Origin of the sequence: Winogradskyella pacifica, from assembly GCF_013403915.1 — a bacterium.
Lineage (GTDB): Bacteria > Bacteroidota > Bacteroidia > Flavobacteriales > Flavobacteriaceae > Winogradskyella > Winogradskyella pacifica.
Map to the genome: position 1 here is coordinate 39507 of NZ_JABFDI010000021.1, position 19832 is coordinate 59338.

A 19832-nucleotide genomic window follows, 5' to 3' on the forward strand; every position below is an offset into this window, starting at 1 on the left:
TTAAATTTTATCTACTAATGTTTTATTAATCTCTCTTTTCAAAAAATAACCAGTGACAAGGGTTGATAACACATCAGAAATCGGAAACGCAATCCAAATCCCTAATTCACCAAAATATACAGGTAAGATATACATTAATGGAATAAAGAAAATAGCTTGTCTCGTTAGGGTTAGTAATAATGCCGGCAATGCCTTACCAACTGCCTGAAAATAGGCCGCACCAATAAGTTGCAACGCTAGTATTGGCACCGCAGCAAAAGCCCATCTCATATTATTAGGGGTAATTCTAATAACATCAGGATCTGATGTAAACCATTTAGTAATAGTTTCGGGAAAGAACATTAAACCAATAAATACTACGGTTCCTAAAATAGTAGCATATTTTATGGCGGTATAAATAGACTCCTTAACACGTTCATATTTTTCTGCACCATAATTAAAACCTGCAATAGGAATAAAGCCTTGCGTAATTCCAAAAACCGGAAACAATACAAACATCATCATCCTACCAACTATAGCATAAGCCGTAACCGATGTTTCTCCTCCGAAGTTAAAGAGTGCATTATTTACCAACAAGAACGTAACACTTACAACAGCTTGCCTCGCTAAGGTTACAAAACCTAACGATGCAATTTCAGATACAATAGACTTCTGTAATTTAAAATGTGAAAAGTTGATTTTCAACTCAGAATTATCGGATAAAAAATACCAAAATATAAACAGAAACGCCACGACATAAGACCCTGTTGTAGCCCATGCGGCTCCTGCCATTCCGTAATCTAAAACATTAATAAATATATAGTCTAAAACTAAGTTGCCGACGGAAGGAATAAGCATGGCATACATCGCAAATTTAGGTTTCCCTTCTGCTCTAATGACAGTATTCCCCATCATTACAAATCCTAAGATGGGTACACCGTAGAGAATGATTTCGTAATATACTTTTGCTGGTTCAAAAATATTACCTTTTCCACCAAAAGCAGGAATTAAGGTGTCCACAAAATAAAGTCCAAACACAGCAAACGTCACCGTAAACAATAGGGTGAGTGTGAGCTGATTCCCAAAAGTTTTAAGCGCTTTAATAGTATTATTAGCACCTAAAGCTCTAGAAATCATTGAAGACCCTCCAATACCAATAGCCATACCCAATGCTGCAATAAAAAACGACACTGGTAGTACTACGTTAATGGCGGCAATGGCTGTAGAGCCAATCCAATTTCCAACAAAAATAGTATCGACCAAGATGTTAAGCGACATCACCAAAATACCTATAGATGCTGGTACGGCTTGCCTAATTAATAATTTGCCTATAGGCTCATTACCTAGATCTTGAGACGATACATTTGCCATTATACGGCTTTCGTTTCAGCAGTTGCCCACTCCTCTACCATAGTGCTAAGTACTTCAGCAAAATCGTCGCGGTCGTTGAGGCAAGGGATCACTGTAAATTCTTTTCCACCCATTTCGTGGAAGATTTCTTCACCTTCCATCGCAATTTCTTCCAAGGTTTCTAAACAATCGCTTACAAAAGCAGGTGTTACAATAGCCATTTTCTTGGTGCCAGCCTTACCCATTCTTTCAATTGTACGGTCTGTATAAGGTTTTAACCATGGATCAAACCCAAGTCTCGATTGAAACGTCGTAGAATATGTACCATTTTTTAAACCTAGCTTTTTAGCCACATTTACGGTGGTAATTTCGCATTGGTGACGGTAACAAAACTCATGTTGTTTACTCCCCATTTTAAAACAGCATTTGCCGTTCATTTGGCAGTTACCATTGGTAATATCACTTTTACGAATATGTCGTTCAGGAACCCCGTGATAACTAAAAAGAACATGCTCATAATCCAAATCATTCAAGGTTTCACCAATGCTTTTAGAAAGTACATTGATATAATCTTCACGATTGTAAAATGCTGGAGTTCGTGTAATTTTTATATCAGGAAAATGTTTAGCAACCAACTCATCTACTTTTACATCAATCGTTTCCGTTGTTGCCATCGCAAATTGCGGATATAGTGGAATGGTTTTTATTTCAGTACAGCCTTTATCAACTAATTCTTGCAATCCTTTTTTAATCGTCATGCTGCCATAACGCATGGCCAAAGCCACAGGATACTCTACTTTTTGCTGTACTTTTTCTTGAAGTCGCTCTGAAAGTACAATTAACGGAGAGCCTTCCTCCCACCAAATTTTTTGATAGGCTGCAGCCGATGCTTTAGGTCTGGTATTTAAAATAATACCTTTTACCAAAATAGTACGTGCCACTAATGGCACATCAATAACGCGTTCGTCCATTAAAAACTCGCCAAGATACTTCTTAACATCTTTAGGACTTGGACTGTCTGGAGAGCCCAAATTAACTAATAAAATTCCTTTTGACATGCTTTACATTTTCAACTACAAAAGTACGATACTAATCCTAAAACTTAATAATGGTTTGTATTGGTTTTATTTATTCTACCATCTTAAAATATTTTATCTACTTTTAGGTTATAGATACCAAAACAAATAGTTTTATGACTTGTTTTTAATCGAGTTTAAGTTAAACTATAAGTCTGTTTAAAGGATTTAAATATCTTTACAAGCCTTGATAACATTTTATTATGAACCGAGTATGTTCAAAATTTAATTATTTAAAATATAATTAATAGCGAACTGCATGTGACAATTAGAAGGTCAACAAACACAAACACATGAAAAAAATCCTATCACTACTTCTCTTTTTATTTACAATAGTTGCCTTTTCACAACAACAATATCAGAGTTTACTTTGGAAAATTACAGGAAACGGATTAGAAAAACCGTCCTACCTCTATGGCACCATGCACGTTAGTAAAAAAGTAGCGTTTAGGTTAGACGATGTGTTTTATAAAGCTTTAGATCAAAGTGATTGTATTGCACTAGAATCTGACCCAACCACGTGGCCAGGTTTTAATTACGAAATGATGCTTGGGCAAATGGCAGCCTACACTAATTATAATGATAATTTTTACACCAACCTTTTTAAGCTAACGCATCCGGAAGAAATGGCCATTAGAGGCTCAGTGCGTATGGATAATAATGCAGTGAACGCCTATTTATATAGAAAAAATAGTTCTTCTGATAATTTTGAAGAAGAAACGTATTTGGACATGTTTATTTTTCAGGCGGGAAAGAAAAACAATAAAAAAATATATGCCCTAGAAGATTTAGAAGAATCTAGATACTTAACGACAAAAGCAGCTTATAATGCTAATAAAAAAGAATTAGACCCTTGGTTACAAAAATTGTATGCTAAAGAGAACGCGTATTTAATTCAAGAAAACTTATATCGCGATAGAAACTTAGACTTACTCGATTCTATTGGAGCTGGTGTTAACACCGAATTCTTCCGCGAAAACATGCTCTATATTCGAAACGAGAATATGGTGATATCTTTAGAAAAATTAATGCCTACCAAATCTGTATTTGCAGGAGTTGGTGCCGCACATTTACCAGGAGAACACGGCATGATTAACATGTTACGTCAACGCGGTTATACCGTAAAAGCACTAACGTCAGATCAGACAGATTATAGTAAAACAGAAAAAACAAAACTCGATAGTCTTTTTGTAACACCAGAACTAAAAATGCATAGTAGTCCGGATGGATTTTTAAGCATCAATACCTACGATGAGCTTAGAGAGTTTTCTTATGGTGGACAGAAATATTATTTAGATCCAGACATGACTAATGGTGCCTATTTAACCATTAACAGAATTAGTCGTTTTACGTATTTACCAAACGAAAAAGAAAACATTAGCCTTAAGGAAATTGACCATTTGCTGTATGAAGACATTCCTGGAGATATTATTAAGAAGGACGAATTAACGCAACCTTATCCCGGCATAAGTATCGTTAATAAAACTAAAAAAGGTGAGTTTCAGAAGTACCATATTTATGAAACACCGTTAGAAATTATAATTATAAAATTTGCGGGTCGCAGTGATTTTGTACTCAAACATGAAGATAAGATTTTCAATTCAATAGTATTGAAAACTCCTTCAGACGACACACAACTGTTCACCTCTCCTAAGCGTAAGTTTCAAGTAGATTTTCCTAAATATTATATTTCTAGCAACATGGATAACTATGGAAAAAAGCTAGTGGAAGGTCATAAAGATGGAGCTTATTATTTTGTTGAAGAAGCCGTTTTAAACGACTTAACTTATATTGAAGAAGACAGTTTTGAGGCTAAGTATTTTCACCATGCCTTATATAAAAATTACAAATTAGTTGAAGCTGAAGGTGGTTTTAAAGCAGGTGATTACAAAACCTATGAATCTAACGCCATTTTAGATGCAGACACCAACAAAAGATTATATCTAAAAACCATTGTTAAGGATGGTAGTTACTATCTGTTGGGTTATGTGGGCACAAATGAAGCCGATAAAACGGCATTTTTTAAGTCGTTTAAATTTAATAAAACAGATTATTCAGGATTCGAAAAAGTGATAGATACCTCTTTACATTTTTCGGTTAACACAAATGGAAAAGCACCTTTACCAAATCCATACAACTACAATTACAATGGTGGTAAAAAAGCTAAAGATTATGAGCAGACCATAAACGAAACGGTTTATTCTACTTATGCTAACGAGCAAATCTCCATCTCAAGGACTAAGTTTCACGATTTACAAATGTTTCATAATGTAGATAGCCTTTGGAAAGATTTAGAAGAGAAAGTAAATTACAGAGCACGTTATTATAAAGCCGAAAAAGCATTTCATATCGCCAATCGTAAGTCATCTAAAACGGATGATGATATTTACATCAATACTTTTAGTTACACAGATTCTTCAAGTGCAAAGCAAGTATTAGTTAAGAATATTTTGAAGGAAGGAGTGCTTTTCGAATTAAAAACGTTGGTGGATTCTATAAGCGGTCCTTCAAAATTTGTGACAGAATTTTACGAGTCATTTACACCAAAAGACACCCTTTTAGGGAAAAATGTGTTAACCGATAAAACCAAACAATTTTTTGAAGCCTTACGAGCAAAAGACAGTATTGTTTTAGAATCTTATGGTCTTATTAAATTTAAGAAACACAACAGTAAAGACATTGCTTCTATTCTGAAGGATTTTGAATTTGATAAAGAACGCCTAGAGATAAAATCGTACCTCGTAGAACAACTCATCGAAATCGACTTAAAGAACAATCTGCCTTTTATAAAGCAACTCTATCACGATAGTTATTCTGACCCACAAACTCAAACCTCTATTTTAGAAGGCTTATTAGATTCTAACACCAAAGAATCTTATACCATTGCTTTAGAATTAATGGAGCGCGATTTACCCTTAGGAAGTGTTGGCAGTATGTTTTATAATTATAATCGCAAAGACTCGCTAGAACTGAAAGCTTCGCTATTCCCTAAAATATTAGAATACAGTACCATACAAGAGTACAAACAACCACTTTACACTTTACTAGCTAAGATAAAAGACAGCGGATTAGTAAAGCAAAAGACCTATAAGAAATATAAAAATCAGTTGATAAATGACGCTAAAATGGAAATAAAGCGGAATTTAGGAAGCTATAATAATTACGGTTACAATTCGTATTCGCATAATTTGGCGACCTATGTACGACTCATTTTTCCTTATAGAGAAGAACGTACAGCTAAAGATTTCTTTTCAAAATTACTTAATGTAGATGATATAAATGCCTTGGTAAAATATTATGTATTGTTAGCTAAGGCCAAAGAAACAATTCCGGCTCAACTTACAGAAAAGCTTGTTAATGATGAAGAAAACCAATATTTACTTTTAGAGGAATTAGATGCTTCTAAATTATTAGGCAAACTAAAATCTATTGGTATTAATCAACAACAATTTGCCAAATCGAAACTATTATCGGACGCTAATTATGAAAAAGAAAAAGATTCTATTGCCTTTCTTTTTAAGCGCGATTTTGTGACCGACAAAGGTAAAAATGCCGTAATGTATTTCTTTAAAATAGATAAGGATGACGAGTATTCTGGCAAGGTTGAAGCCTTACATTACATTTCATTTATTAAACCAAAAGACCCAAAGCAATTGGTTGTAGATTACTATTCTGTATCTGAAAGTTATGGTACTATGGTTGATAAAACGAAAGAACTCGAAGAGCAATATACTGAAATTCTTAACCTAGCGATTTATAAAGATAGACAACGGGTAACGCCTACTGGTGGTGATGGGTATTATGATTATTAGTAATTTATGACGATGCCTGAATATACTTCTTAGGCGTCGTCCCAAATTTCTTCTTAAAAGCCGCAATAAAATGGCTTCCTGTGCTGTAACCCACTTTTAGTCCAACTTCGTTTACATTATAATCGCCAGATTCTAGAAGCTTACGAGCGACTTCCATTTTATAATCGAATAGAAAACTAAACACCGAATCGCCATAAATCTGTTTAAAACCCTCTTTTAATTTCTTAAGACTTAAATCAATTTCATCCGCCAACTCTTGCAAACTTGGTGGTTCAGCCATATTTGCTATCATAATGTCTTTTGCTTTTTTTAATTTGGCAACATTGACCTCATCAACTAAAAACGGACATTGTTCAATATCGGCATCTTCACTTCGGTTAAAAAACAGACTCAATAATTCATAAGCCTTACCTTTAAAGTATAAGGGTTTTATGGAATTGTTTAAATTAAAACTGATTAATTGATTTAAAACTACAGCCATGGATGGAGATATTTTTCCATCCTTATAATATTTTTTATCTCTATTATCGTCCGTTAAAAAGGTAACATAATTAGCATCCTCTGAAAACAAACCATGAAATTTCTTAATAGAAATCACTAAAGACACCAACCAAGAATGCGGCTGAATCTCTAAATGAATCGGCAAATCACGTTCTGGATTATAAAGTAACAAGGACGTTTCTTCATCAATATTCAAGGTATAATTGCCCTGATTAAACTTAAAAGCAGCTTTTCCTTTAGTGCAAAAATGAAACTGAATATAGCTACTATCAATCTCACGCTCAAGAATTTCGAGGCTGTCATTTTCATTTTTATGGGTTAACACAAAAAAGCCATCTTCAATACGCGTTTCTTCAAAAGTACTTATAGCGATACTTTCTGAGTTGGTTTTTTCTAAATCCATTTCGTTATTATTTAGATTCATTCTAAACAAAAGACTAAAAAGCCCTTGGTTTTACTACAAAAGTATGATAATTATCATGTTTTAGTAAAAAACAATCCTAAAAAACCACAATCGATACTTTAAGTTCTTCTAGCGTTGTTTTTATTTGAATATCAAAATTACATTTGCGCTGTTACTTTCCAAAGTCAGGTAAACGAGCGAACGCAACACATGCATAATAAAAGCAAATATTTTTACGCCATAGGTCTCAGCTATCAAAAAGCAGATGCAGAAGTGCGCGGTCATTTTAGTTTAAGTGACACGGCTAAACACAACATATTGTCGCAAGCTAAGCAAAACGGCATCGAAAGCCTTTTAGTAGTTTCTACTTGTAACCGAACTGAACTTTACGGTTTTGCTGAGCATCCTTTTCAACTGATTCAATTATTATGTGATAACACAAAAGGTACTATTGAAGAGTTTCAAGATGTAGCTTATGTTCACAAAAACAAAGACGCTATAAACCACATGTTCCGTGTAGGCTCTGGTTTAGATAGTCAGATTCTTGGAGATTTCGAAATTATATTTCAGCTTAAAGCTGGTGCACGAATTTCGAAAAAAGTCGGTTTATTAAATTCATTTACGGAACGTTTAGTGAATTCTGTGATTCAAGCTAGTAAACGTATTAAAAACGAAACGCAGTTATCTTCTGGTGCCACATCGGTTTCATTTGCTTCTGTTCAGTACATTATGAATACCGTTGAGCAGATTTCTAAAAAGAACATTTTACTCTTCGGAACAGGAAAAATTGGAAGAAACACTTGTGAAAACTTAGTTAAACACACGAAGAATTCTCATATCACATTAATTAACAGAACTAAAGATAAAGCTGAAGAAGTAGCCGGTAAATTTAACCTTGTCGTAAAAGATTACGAGAATTTAGAAGACGAAATTAACGCTTCTGATATTGTCATTGTAGCAACAGGCGCTCAAAATCCAACGGTTTACAAATCTTTAATTTCAACCGAAAAACCATTATTGGTTTTAGACTTATCGATTCCAAAAAATGTTAATGAAGACATTAGAGAACATGCTAATATCACTTTAGTACATTTAGATGATTTGGCAAAAATCACAGATGATACTTTAGAAAAGCGAAAAGCATACATTCCACATGCTGAAGCGATTATTATAGAAATTTCAGCCGAATTTAATGCGTGGTTAAATACTTTAAAATTTGTACCTACCATTCAGGCTATAAAGCATAAATTAACAGATTTTAAAAATTCTGAATTCAATACACAACGTAAAAAGATGTCTGACTTTAACGAGGTTCAGGCAGAATTAATTACGAGTAATTTGATTCAGAAAATAACAAATCAATTTGCACATCACTTAAGAGAAGATGGCAATACTTCAGATGAAAGCATAGAGCTCATCAAAAAAATATTTCAGTTAGAAACTACCGATAATGTCTAAAATAATTCGCATTGGCACACGCGACAGCCAGCTCGCTATGTGGCAAGCAAAAACCGTTCAATCTCAACTTGAACATTTAGGTCATAAAACCGTCCTTGTTCCGATAAAATCAACAGGAGATTTAGTTCTCGATAAACCGTTGCACGAACTCGGTATTACCGGAGTTTTCACTAAAACTTTAGATATCGCCATGCTTAAGGGCATTATTGATATTGCGGTTCATTCCTTAAAAGATGTACCAACCGTTTTACCTAAAGGAATTATTCAAGCGGCAGTTTTAAAACGTGGAAATATTAATGACACCTTAGTTTTTAAAGACAATGAAGAGTTTTTATCAGCTAAAGACGCCATTATAGCAACAGGAAGTTTAAGACGCCGTGCACAATGGTTAAATCGTTATCCAACGCATACTATTGTTGGTTTGCGTGGAAACGTAAACTCTAGACTAGAAAAGCTTGAAAATAATGACGATTGGGATGCTGCTATTTTTGCAGGCGCTGGTTTAGGTCGCTTAAATATCACACCCGAAAATTCAATTAACCTACACTGGATGGTTCCTGCGCCAGCACAAGGAGCTATTATGATTACAGCTTTAGAATCTGACGAAGAAACTAGGGCAATCTGTACAGAAATTAATGACGAAGTAACTCAAATTTGCACCACTATTGAGCGCGAATTTTTGAATCGTTTAGAAGGAGGTTGTACAGCACCAATCGGAGCTATTGCTTATATTAACAAAGAAGAAGAACTTAATTTTAAAGGGATTCTTTTAAGTACCGATGGCTCTAAAAAAATCGAAGTGGTTAAAGTAGTTCCACTTGGAAACCATCATAATGTAGCAGAATTCTGTGCTGATTATATTATTGGCAAGGGAGGTAAGGTTTTAATTGACGAATTAACGCAAGGTGACAAAATCACTAACATTTATTCTACGAAACAATTAACTAACGATCAGAAAGCGTTGTTTCATGATGATGTTGTCGCTGAAAGTAACGATGATATTAAAATTAATCCCAACAGACTTAGTAAGAGTGTTGTTCGTAACGAAATTGAGAACGTTATTATTACAAGTCAGAATGCAGTAGAATCGCTACTTACAAATTTTTCGGCAGTAGAATTACAATTCAAAAATATTTATTGTGTTGGTCGAAAAACCAAACGTATGGTTGAAAAACGTATCGGAAAAGTTAAGCATTACGAGCAGTACGCTAAAAATTTGGCCAAGCACATGGTTGAATTTATGGATGGTGCTGAAGTGACTTATTTCTGTAGTAATTTGAGATTAGATACCATACCTGATATTTTATCCGAAAACAACATCAAAGTCAACGAAGTTGAAGCCTATGAAACGAAGCTTGATGCTAAGAAAGTAGAAGGTGATTTAGATGGAGTTATGTTTTATAGTCCATCTACAGTTCAAAGTTTTTTACAAAAAAATGAAGCCAAAGGCATTGCATTTTGTATAGGTGATACAACGGCTACAGAAGCTAAAAAGCACTTTAAAGAGGTGAGAGTGGCTAAAGTTCCTTTGGTTGAGAGTGTTGTTGAGTTGGTGAATGAATTTTACAAATAGTATTACACCCCTAAAGTCCCCTCAAGGGGACAATTGTTCTATGAAACTTTAGAGGTTTATGATAAAAATCTTATTTTCAAAATGAACATAATATTATCAGTTTACTCAATTTTAAATCTGTAAATTGTCCCCTTGAGGGGACTTTAGGGGTGTTTTTTGAAAAAATAATTAAAAAATAGATTCCTGTCTTTACAGGAATAACAGAAACATGATAAAGAACGATTTATTTTTAAGAGCATTAAAAGGAGAAACTGTAGAACGCCCACCAGTTTGGATGATGCGCCAAGCAGGTAGATACTTACCTGAGTTTATGGAAATCAAAGCGAAATATGATTTCTTTACACGTTGCCAAACACCAGAATTAGCAAGTGAAATTACGGTTCAACCAATACGTCGTTATGGTATGGATGCTGCTATTTTGTTTTCAGATATTTTAGTGATTCCTCAAGCGATGAATATTGAGGTTCAGATGAAACCTAATTTTGGGCCTTACTTACCAAATCCAATTCGTTCTCAAAAAGATGTCGATAACGTCATTGTTCCAGATGTAAAAGAGGCTTTAAACTATGTTTACGAAGCTATAAAAGCCACCAAAGAAAAACTGAATGACGAGATTCCGTTAATCGGTTTCGCTGGTTCACCTTGGACTATTCTTTGTTATTGCGTGCAAGGTCAAGGTTCTAAAAACTTTGATAAAGCTAAAGAGTTTTGTTTTACAAATCCGATTGCTGCACACCAATTATTACAGAAAATTACAGATACTACGATTGCATATTTAAAGGAAAAAGTGAAAGCGGGTTGTAATGCCGTACAAGTTTTTGATTCTTGGGGAGGCATGTTATCTCCGGTAGATTATCAAGAATTTTCTTGGCAATATATGCAACAAATCATTAATGCTTTAAAAGATGATGCACCAGTTATCGCCTTCGGAAAAGGCTGTTGGTTTGCTTTAGATTCTATGGCAAAATCTGGAGCTTCTGCTTTAGGTATCGATTGGACCTGTTCTGCAAAAAATGCACGTTACCTTACAGGAGGAAATATTACACTACAAGGTAATTTTGACCCAACACGTTTATTTTCTCCACCTGCTGAAATAAAGAAGATGGTAACTCAGATGATTAATGAGTTTGGAAAAGATAAATACATCGTTAATTTAGGTCATGGTATTTTACCAAATATTCCTTTAGAAAATGCCAAAGCATTTATCGATGCCGTTAAGGAATACAAAGCAGACTAAGTTTAATTCTCTATTATTGTAACTTAGAACACCTTTTAACGTCTTTTAAGTGTCGTCAACTAAAAACAATAATATGATCAATAATATATTAAAAGGGATCCAAGCTTATGCGGGATCCTTCGCTTTAATTTCAAAATTAAAACTTTGGAAATACTTCGCCATTCCTATACTTATTAGTGTTGTAACCGCTGTAATAATTGGGTTATCCGCTTACGGATTATCAGATAATATCGGTCGTTTTATTGCCAGTATTTGGCCTTGGGATTGGGGAAAAGAAACCTTTACTGCCATCTCAACATTTATTGGAGGTATCATCGTAATTGCCATTGGCTTAATTTTGTACAAACACATTATAATGGCATTATCTGCGCCATTTATGAGTCCCGTTTCAGAAAAAATTGAAGCGCATTTAACAGGAATAGAACAACACAATCACAGAAACACATCGTTTAAAGACCAGCTGTGGAGAGGTATAAGAATTAATATCCGGAATTTAGCCAAAGAACTATTAGTTACAATTCCTATTTTGCTTTTAAATTTTATCCCATTAATTGGTAATATCGCTTCGTCTGTCTTATTATTTTTAGTCCAATCCTATTATGCCGGTTTCGGTAATATGGATTACACCTTAGAACGTCATTTTAAATACAGAGAAAGCATTAATTTTGTTGGAAGACATAAAGGAGTTGCCATAGGAAACGGTATTGTTTTTATGCTCTTTTTATTGATTCCGGTTGTCGGTGTTATTTTGGTTTTACCATTGAGTGTCACAGCCTCTTCTGTGAATACTGTAAAGCTCTTAGAACAAGAAAAAAACCTAAACCAAAATAGCCTCACAGTATAATGGTTGCTAAATTCGATACATTTGAAATCAATCCGATTCACAAAGGCGACGCCTGGAAAATTTGTGATTTGTGTGTCGCAAATGAAGATCGACTCAAACGTTATTTCCCAAAAACTTTAGAGCAGAATTTAAACCCAACCTTATCTCAACTATTTGTTGAAAAGATGGTAAAGCAATTTGAAGAAAAAGAAACGTTTTTATTCACGTTAAAACATTCCGATACAAGAGAACTCGCAGGACTTATTTACATAAAAGAACTCGATTGGACTATAAAACGAGGAGAATTTGCCTACTGCATTGGTTACACTTTTGAAGGACAAGGTTTAATGTCTAAAGCTATCCATCAACTATCACAACATGCATTTAGTAATTTAGGTTTAGAAACACTTCAAATTATTGCACATAAAGACAATTTACCGAGCGTGAAAGTGGCTTTGAAAAATGATTTTAAATGGGTAAAAACTTTGGCTAATGAGTTTACACCAATTGGTGAACAATCTTTGGACATGGAGTTGTATGAATTATATAAACAAAACACACGCAAAGACCTTGCAGGTTTTTAAAACCTAGCAGGTCTAGTTCAACTCTTAAAAACAAGACTAAATTTCTAATAAGATGGAATTACTAAAAGAAGAAAATTACTACCATATTTATAATCGAGGAATCAATAGCGAAGTGATTTTTAAAGATGAAAATAATATGAATTATTTTTTAAAGTTAGTAGCAAAGTATTTAAGCCCAAATGTTAATATTCTAGCCTATTGCCTACTTAATAATCATTTTCATTTTGCTATTGAGGTAACTTCAGAAACCAAAGAAGTTAATCAAGCATTTTCAAATTTATTTAATGCCTATACCAAAGCTTACAACAAGCAGAATTATAGAACAGGTGCTTTATTAGAACGACCTTTTAAAAGAAAACAGATAAAAAATGAAGATTATTTAAAACAACTCATTTTATATATTCATAAAAATCCCGAAAATCATAATATTGTAAACGATTTTAAAACTTATGAATTTTCATCTTTTAAATCGTACGTTTCTGAAAATGACGCCCTAATTAGTCAAAAAAAATCATATATAATTGGACTTTTTGATGATTCTGAAAATTTCATAATAACACATACCAAAAAAAATTCTATAGAATTAAATATGGAAAACGATAATTCTAGACCTACTAGGTTTGAAAAACCTGCTAGGTCATCAATGAAAGACAAATTCTTCAATTACATACACCAATTACAAGACACTATCACCTCTAAACTAGCGGAAGTCGATGGCAAAGCTAAATTCAAAGAAGATACATGGGACCGACCAGAAGGTGGTGGCGGAAGAACACGCGTTATAGAAAATGGAAACGTTTTCGAAAAAGGCGGTGTAAATATTTCAGGTGTTCATGGAAAATTACCAGACAGCATGCAAAAATACTTTGGCGTAGAGGATGCCGATTTTTTTGCTTGTGGTTTAAGTTTAGTATTACATCCTACAAATCCAATGGTGCCAACAGTTCACGCCAACTGGAGATACTTCGAAATGTATGATAAAGAAGGAAATATTGTAGACCAATGGTTTGGTGGTGGACAAGATTTAACGCCATACTATTTATTTGAAGACGATGCCAAACACTTTCATCAAACCTGTAAAACCGCTTGCGACAAACATAACCCAGAATTTTACCCAAAATATAAGTCGCGTTGCGATGACTACTTTTACAACGCTCATAGGAATGAAGGTCGTGGTATTGGCGGTTTATTTTTTGATTATTGCAAGGCCACAGACGAGATGAGTATGCAAAATTGGTACGATTTTGTAACCGAAGTTGGTGATAGTTTCCTTGAAGCTTACGTACCAATCGTTGAAAAACGAAAAACATTAGAATACACTAAACCTCAACGCGATTGGCAAGAAATTAGAAGAGGACGTTATGTGGAATTCAATTTAGTCCATGATAAAGGCACTTTATTTGGATTAAAAACCAATGGACGCATAGAAAGTATTTTGATGAGTTTACCACCACATGTACAATGGGTTTACGACCACCAACCAGAAGCCGGAAGTGAAGAAGAAAAACTAATAAACGTTTTACAAAACCCTGTGGATTGGGTTTAACAGTTGGCACCACGTCAGACCTAGCAGGTTTTAAAAACCTAGCAGGTCTAAAATAATCAAGAAAACAAAGTTAACTATGAACTGCCACTGCGGAAACCATAAAACCTATCAAGAATGCTGCGAAGTTTTCCACTTAAACAACGGAAAAACAACTACAGCCGAACAACTCATGCGTTCTAGATATTCTGCCTTTGTTTTAGCAAATGGTGATTATTTAATGGCAACGCACCACGGCTCAACACGACCAACAAAAGAGAAAAAAGCGATTGTAAAATGGGCAAAATCAGTACAATGGATTCGATTAGAAGTTTTGGAAACAACCAAAGGTTCTGAAAACGATACTGAAGGTACAGTAACCTTTAATGCTTATTTTTTTGAAAATGGAAAAGTGGATGTCATTTACGAAAAATCGGCTTTCGTTAAAGAAAATGGACAATGGTTTTATTTGGGTTTGAGTAAATAAAGAATTAAAAATGATGAATCAAACCTCACCTAGCAGGTTTCTAAAACTTTGCAGGTCTAAAATTATCAAACTATGCTATACCATTTGATTGTTGAACAAGTACAATTTGGCCTTGTTAGTCGGTAATAAAGGTTGAAAACTCTACTAGACCTGCTAGGTTTTTGAAAGCATCACTTCCAAACCATAACCTCTTTGGTGACGTCCTTAAACGCACTATACACATGAAACAATCGTGCTTTTAAAAGCAGCTTTCTTCCTTCAACGCTTCGTGTAAATACCAATTTGCTTTTCCCTAAATAATGTTTCCAATGTTTTTGAAACACTACCGCATTTTCCTTTTTATCACCAAATAATTCCGGAACCGGATAAAAATTCTCTACATCTAAACGTTTTCTGAAAAGATTTGTTTTTATAATTAAATATCTTGGTGATTCTATGGGTTCCAAAAGTTCGCTCAAGGCTTTGGCGAATAAGGAATTTTCTAGCGCATTAGCACCAACCAAATTGCAAACCACATCACCTTTTCCTAAGACATAAGAATTCACACTAATATTAGTTCTACCTGAAGTGATATACCCCAATTCATCCAAAGTATCGAGAATTGCTAATCCCATTTTGCCAATCTTTTTATAGAGGTAACCATGACGCAGATATAATTTTACCGCTTTCCAAAGTTTATAGCCAAATACACCAACAAAGGCAGCTAAAAGCGCATATATAAAATAAAAAACACCGCGTTGTAAGATGAGATGGAAACTTTGTAAAATAAACTCGACATAAAAGAGCATCATGGTAAATAATAGTTCTACTACAAAAAAGCGAAGCGCATCAAAATAATAAATCTGTTTTTGAGCTTTAAAAGGTCGTTTTCCTGAATGTAAAATCTTGACTTCTTTGGTTAGTTTTGTGCCTTTTCCGATGGCATTATTCCATTTTTCGGTGATGAGAATTCGTTTTGTAGCACGATTTATAGTGTCATCGTTCAAGGCTTCAATAGATTCTACATTAATTTCATCAGGAATATTTAAGCGTTCAAAACCATTAGAAATAAATGAAATGGTACTGTTAGTAACACCTACAAAAGCTTCAAAACGGCGCTTTAAAGTATCAACTTCTTTACCTCCATCTAAATTGGTTGGATCCACGCAAGCCAAATGCCAAATGTTTCCGGTTTTGTTGGGTGCATTTGCATCTTTCCTGATTGCTCTTCCTCGCATTTGGTTAGAGGACACAAACGAACCAATAAACGAAGCCAGAATTAAACTGTTTATAGATGGTGCATCCCAACCCTCACCTAACAAGGATTTTGTACCAATGAGCACTTTAATGTGTCCCGATTCAAAAAGTTGAGTAATAATACTTACAATGGAATTTTTCGATTTCCCTTTAGTTGTAATCAACAAAAACGACGCATCAATTTGCAATGGTGAAAATGAAAAATTATCTAATGTAGCAATCGTTTCAAAAGCAGTTAAAATAGATTGATGAATAATTACAATACTACCCGAAAGCACAGCCAATTCTTCAGGCTTATCACAAAAATGTCTTATATATTGAAAAATAGGAAGCACACCAATTTTATCGATGTCTTCTATTTTTTCAACTTTAATATTTAAAAATTCCTTTCGGATATAATCGGTAAGTACAACGCATCTTAAATCGGCTTTTAGACTTTTGCGTTCTGCATTAACAATACTTACAATGCTTTTTAATTTACTAGGACTGTTTGAGAGTGATTTATAGAGTCGTTGTTCGCCAATAAAATCGACTGAATTTCGTTCAAAAACATGAAGTCGTCTTAGTCGTTTTTCTAAAGTTGAAACGTACTTTTCTTGCTCAATTAATTGTTCTCTATCCGAAACTAAGAGGTTCTGAAATAAAATACCAAGCCAATGTAAATCGAGCTCAGGAAACTGAATCAGTTCTTGTTTATCAAACCCTAAAACTTCTAATTTTTGATGATCAATTTCAAAGCCACAGGAATACAAAAAGATAAGAATGGCCGAAAAGTATTCCGTATTTGAATAGAGTTCATCCAAATGCCAATTCGGGTTTTTATAAAAACGATGTTCAATTAAAAAGTTAATGAAGGCCTCATCCTTTAATAATTCATCTTTAAAATCAGCAATATTCCGTCTGTAATCGACGATAAAATTAATCTCTAAATCTTCGGGTTTTGAGAAATACACAAAATCTTGATGCGGACTTAAATCTCCTTCACGAACCAAATCAGGAACCGCAATTTCATCATCAACCTCACCACAAAGTGTAAAATATTTAGACACCTCTGCTCTACTGCTATCATATGGAGGTGTTGCTGTAAGTGCCACGATATAAAACTCAGAATTCCGTTTTAAATCCATTAAACAATTCCACCACGCATTTTTTAAATGATGGGCTTCATCTAAAACTAAAGTTTCAATATTATGGCTTTTGAAAAATTGGTAATAGTCGGTTTTATCTTCAAACGTTTTATAAAAGGCATGAAGTGATTGATAGGTAGAAAACGTAACATCGCTTGGAGATTTAATATCGAATGAATAGGCTTTAAAATCGCGATTTTCAGTAAAAAAGGATTGTAAGCGGTCTTCCCACTGATTTCTTATAGTCAATGTTGGAGCAAGAACTAATGTTTTCTTTCCTAATTTTCTAACGATTTCTAATCCTAAGATGGTTTTCCCAGAACCTGGAGGTGCAATAACATGAAAATGATTGTCTGCAATATGACTATTAAAATGCTTTAAAAGTTCAGCCTGATAACTTCTCCAAGGAAAGATAAATTCTAAATCATCTAAGGATTTGAGCACTTAAAAATGGGTATTATTGATTAACTTTGTAAGTGATAAAAGTAACCATTATACTCATAAATAAAAACCTGTCAGGTTTTAAAAACCTAACCGGTCTGCAAAATATAAAATCATGTTTCCAATTAGAAGAAATCGAAGACTAAGAACTAACGACGCTATTAGAAGTTTAGTTAGAGAAACTTACATCACACCAAATGACTTTTTAGTACCTCTTTTTGTTGTTGAAGGCAAAGGTGTAAAAGAAGAAATTGCTTCGATGCCAAACTACTATCGTTTCAGTTTAGATTTACTAAAAGAAGAAGTAAAATTATTGTGGAGTTTAGGTTTAAAATCAGTTTTACTATTTGTTAAAGTAGATGATATTTTAAAAGATAATAAAGGTACCGAAGCATGGAATCCTGATGGCTTAATGCAACGTGCCATTAAAACCGTAAAAGATGTTTGTCCTGGCATGTTAGTGATGACCGATGTGGCTTTAGACCCCTATTCATCTTACGGACACGATGGTATTGTTGAAGGTGGAAAAATAATAAACGACGCAACCGTCGAAGCTTTAGCCGAAATGAGCATTTCTCACGCTGAAGCTGGTGCTGATTTTGTGGCACCAAGTGATATGATGGATGGTAGAATCATCGGTATTAGAGAAGCCTTAGACCAATCTAATCTTATTGATGTGGGTATTATGAGTTATTCTGCTAAATATGCCTCAGCTTTTTATGGTCCTTTTAGAGACGCTTTAGATTCTGCACCTGTGGATTTAGTTGATGTTCCTAAGGACAAAAAAACCTATCAAATGGATTTTGCTAATAGAGACGAAGCTATTAAAGAAACGGAAATGGATATTAATGAAGGAGCTGATATTGTGATGATAAAACCAGGTCTTTGTTATTTGGATATTGTTCGCGATATTAAAAACAACTTTAATGTGCCTGTGGCAGTTTACCAAGTTTCTGGTGAATACGCGATGTTAAAAGCTGCAGCCGAAAAAGGATGGTTAGATCATGATGCGGTGATGATGGAACAAGTGACTGCTATTAAGCGTGCTGGTGCTGATATTATTGCTAGTTATTTTGCTAAGGATGTGGTAAAGCTTATAAATGGATAAATAAATTAAGTTTAAAGCGAATCCTTTTGAATATCAACTAAAGAAATATTATACGTAAATACACAGGTATCGCTTACTACACTTGTAAAAGCTGCTAAAGTAAAATAAGCCATGAACAAGAATTGGAAAATACCATTAGCATATATAATTTTGGCTTTATGTTTTAGTTGCAAAGATGAAAATAAATCAAAAATTGAAGAATCATCCGTTTTTAAAATTCACTCTAATGAAGATTCTTTAAACAGTAGAAATAATAAATTTGCGGACTATCCTATTGATGAAATTCATTCAAACTTTAAAACATCTTATAAAGACTCTTTAGATTTGCTTCGTTTTTGGAGAAAATCAGCCTTTTCAACATTAGATACCATAAATGCTGACTTTTCAAATTTAAAAATCAAAAAATTATTGTCCGATTATTCTGATGGAGATAAGGGGATCACTGTAGGTAGAATTTATACCTCGCCAGATAACCTGTTTAAAATAGTTGTTGGACGTGGAGAATCTTGTGGTGCATACTGTAATCCTTATTGGGTTTCCAAAATTGTATTCGCAAATGGACAAATCATAAATGACTTATATTTTAAAGATATTGAAAACATTTATCTAATGCCAGATGGAAAATATCTAATAAAGGAAAAGAGCTTTGGTAGACCAGCAGCTGTTTATTCCGAAACAACAACATCAGCGACTCTAATATCACTTGAAGGGAATACGATAAATTATCACCGATTCGATTATAATTACCCAAAATACAACGAGATTCAAAATGACAGTATTTATAATCCAAGCGGAAAACTTTCCTTGTCTCAAGAACATTTTATTGAAACAGCGCAATATCTAACTTTCAACAACAGCTCTAAAAAACTCTCATATGGCTATGCCACGGATTTTTCTTATTGCTGTCAGATTGATTCAGTATATGCTTATACAGGTGAATTTGAATATAAAAATGGAGAATTTGTGCATTTAACTGAACAAAAAAAAATTATAGAAGTAGATTAATTGTTGTTAAAACAAATAATACCCACTCACTAGAAAAGAGGCTGTCTAAAAAGGCAGTCTCTTTTTTTATATTTTATATTTTCAAAGAAGCATTGATTTTCGTATCTTAA

14 protein-coding genes are annotated in these 19832 nt (G+C 33.9%); 10 read left to right on the plus strand and 4 right to left on the minus strand.

Annotated elements, in window-relative coordinates; translation table 11 throughout:
- Together HM984_RS15640 and hemH are read right to left on the minus strand one after the other, a co-directional pair.
- A complete protein-coding gene (locus HM984_RS15640; RefSeq protein WP_179349843.1) occupies positions 1-1350 on the minus strand; it encodes an MATE family efflux transporter in 1350 nt (449 codons plus the stop codon).
- Positions 1350-2387 carry a ferrochelatase gene (hemH, locus tag HM984_RS15645; RefSeq protein WP_179349844.1) on the minus strand — a complete coding sequence of 346 codons (1038 nt, stop codon included), beginning with the start codon at positions 2385-2387 and terminating at the stop codon, positions 1350-1352. Before hemH ends, HM984_RS15640 begins: the two co-directional genes overlap by 1 nt.
- A gap of 311 nt (positions 2388-2698) precedes the next feature.
- Here hemH and HM984_RS15650 point away from each other — a divergent pair, with 311 nt between their 5' ends.
- Positions 2699-6217 (plus strand): TraB/GumN family protein, encoded by a 3519-nt coding sequence (locus tag HM984_RS15650; protein ID WP_179349845.1) that lies wholly within the window; start codon positions 2699-2701, stop codon positions 6215-6217.
- A gap of 4 nt (positions 6218-6221) precedes the next feature.
- Here HM984_RS15650 and HM984_RS15655 read toward each other — a convergent pair whose 3' ends face one another.
- Entirely contained in the window at positions 6222-7121 is a 900-nt protein-coding gene (locus HM984_RS15655; RefSeq protein ID WP_115811688.1) for an AraC family transcriptional regulator, read from the minus strand.
- 210 nt (positions 7122-7331) lie between these two features.
- Between HM984_RS15655 and hemA the strand changes: the two genes are divergently transcribed.
- From hemA to HM984_RS15690, 7 genes are all read left to right on the plus strand, one after another.
- Complete coding sequence (hemA, locus tag HM984_RS15660; RefSeq protein WP_179349846.1) at positions 7332-8579, plus strand: glutamyl-tRNA reductase; 1248 nt, start codon at positions 7332-7334, stop codon at positions 8577-8579.
- On the plus strand, positions 8572-10152 hold the full coding sequence (gene hemC / locus HM984_RS15665) for a hydroxymethylbilane synthase (protein WP_179349847.1): 1581 nt from the start codon (positions 8572-8574) through the stop codon (positions 10150-10152). The genes hemA and hemC overlap by 8 nt, the downstream gene beginning before the upstream one ends.
- A 208-nt stretch (positions 10153-10360) precedes the next feature.
- The gene (hemE, locus tag HM984_RS15670; protein ID WP_179349848.1) at positions 10361-11389 is read left to right on the plus strand and encodes a uroporphyrinogen decarboxylase; all 1029 of its coding nucleotides are present in this window, start codon (positions 10361-10363) and stop codon (positions 11387-11389) included.
- 73 nt (positions 11390-11462) lie between these two features.
- The gene (locus tag HM984_RS15675) at positions 11463-12233 is read left to right on the plus strand and encodes an EI24 domain-containing protein (protein WP_179349849.1); all 771 of its coding nucleotides are present in this window, start codon (positions 11463-11465) and stop codon (positions 12231-12233) included.
- A complete protein-coding gene (locus tag HM984_RS15680) occupies positions 12233-12796 on the plus strand; it encodes a GNAT family N-acetyltransferase (RefSeq protein ID WP_179349850.1) in 564 nt (187 codons plus the stop codon). Before HM984_RS15675 ends, HM984_RS15680 begins: the two co-directional genes overlap by 1 nt.
- 643 nt (positions 12797-13439) lie before the next feature.
- The gene (hemF, locus tag HM984_RS15685; RefSeq protein ID WP_179349855.1) at positions 13440-14342 is read left to right on the plus strand and encodes an oxygen-dependent coproporphyrinogen oxidase; all 903 of its coding nucleotides are present in this window, start codon (positions 13440-13442) and stop codon (positions 14340-14342) included.
- Positions 14343-14418: 76 nt separating this feature from the next.
- Complete coding sequence (locus tag HM984_RS15690; protein ID WP_179349851.1) at positions 14419-14805, plus strand: YchJ family protein; 387 nt, start codon at positions 14419-14421, stop codon at positions 14803-14805.
- Between the two features lie 170 nt (positions 14806-14975).
- Here the strand turns inward: HM984_RS15690 and HM984_RS15695 are convergent, their stop codons facing one another.
- Positions 14976-17612 (minus strand): DEAD/DEAH box helicase family protein, encoded by a 2637-nt coding sequence (locus HM984_RS15695; RefSeq protein ID WP_179349852.1) that lies wholly within the window; start codon positions 17610-17612, stop codon positions 14976-14978.
- A 112-nt stretch (positions 17613-17724) separates the two neighbouring features.
- On the opposite strand from HM984_RS15695, the gene hemB reads away from it, so the two are divergent.
- Both hemB and HM984_RS15705 read left to right on the plus strand, forming a co-directional pair.
- Positions 17725-18717 carry a porphobilinogen synthase gene (hemB, locus tag HM984_RS15700; protein WP_179349853.1) on the plus strand — a complete coding sequence of 331 codons (993 nt, stop codon included), beginning with the start codon at positions 17725-17727 and terminating at the stop codon, positions 18715-18717.
- Between the two features lie 111 nt (positions 18718-18828).
- Positions 18829-19722 carry a hypothetical protein gene (locus HM984_RS15705; protein ID WP_179349854.1) on the plus strand — a complete coding sequence of 298 codons (894 nt, stop codon included), beginning with the start codon at positions 18829-18831 and terminating at the stop codon, positions 19720-19722.
- Positions 19723-19832: the final 110 nt, after the last annotated feature.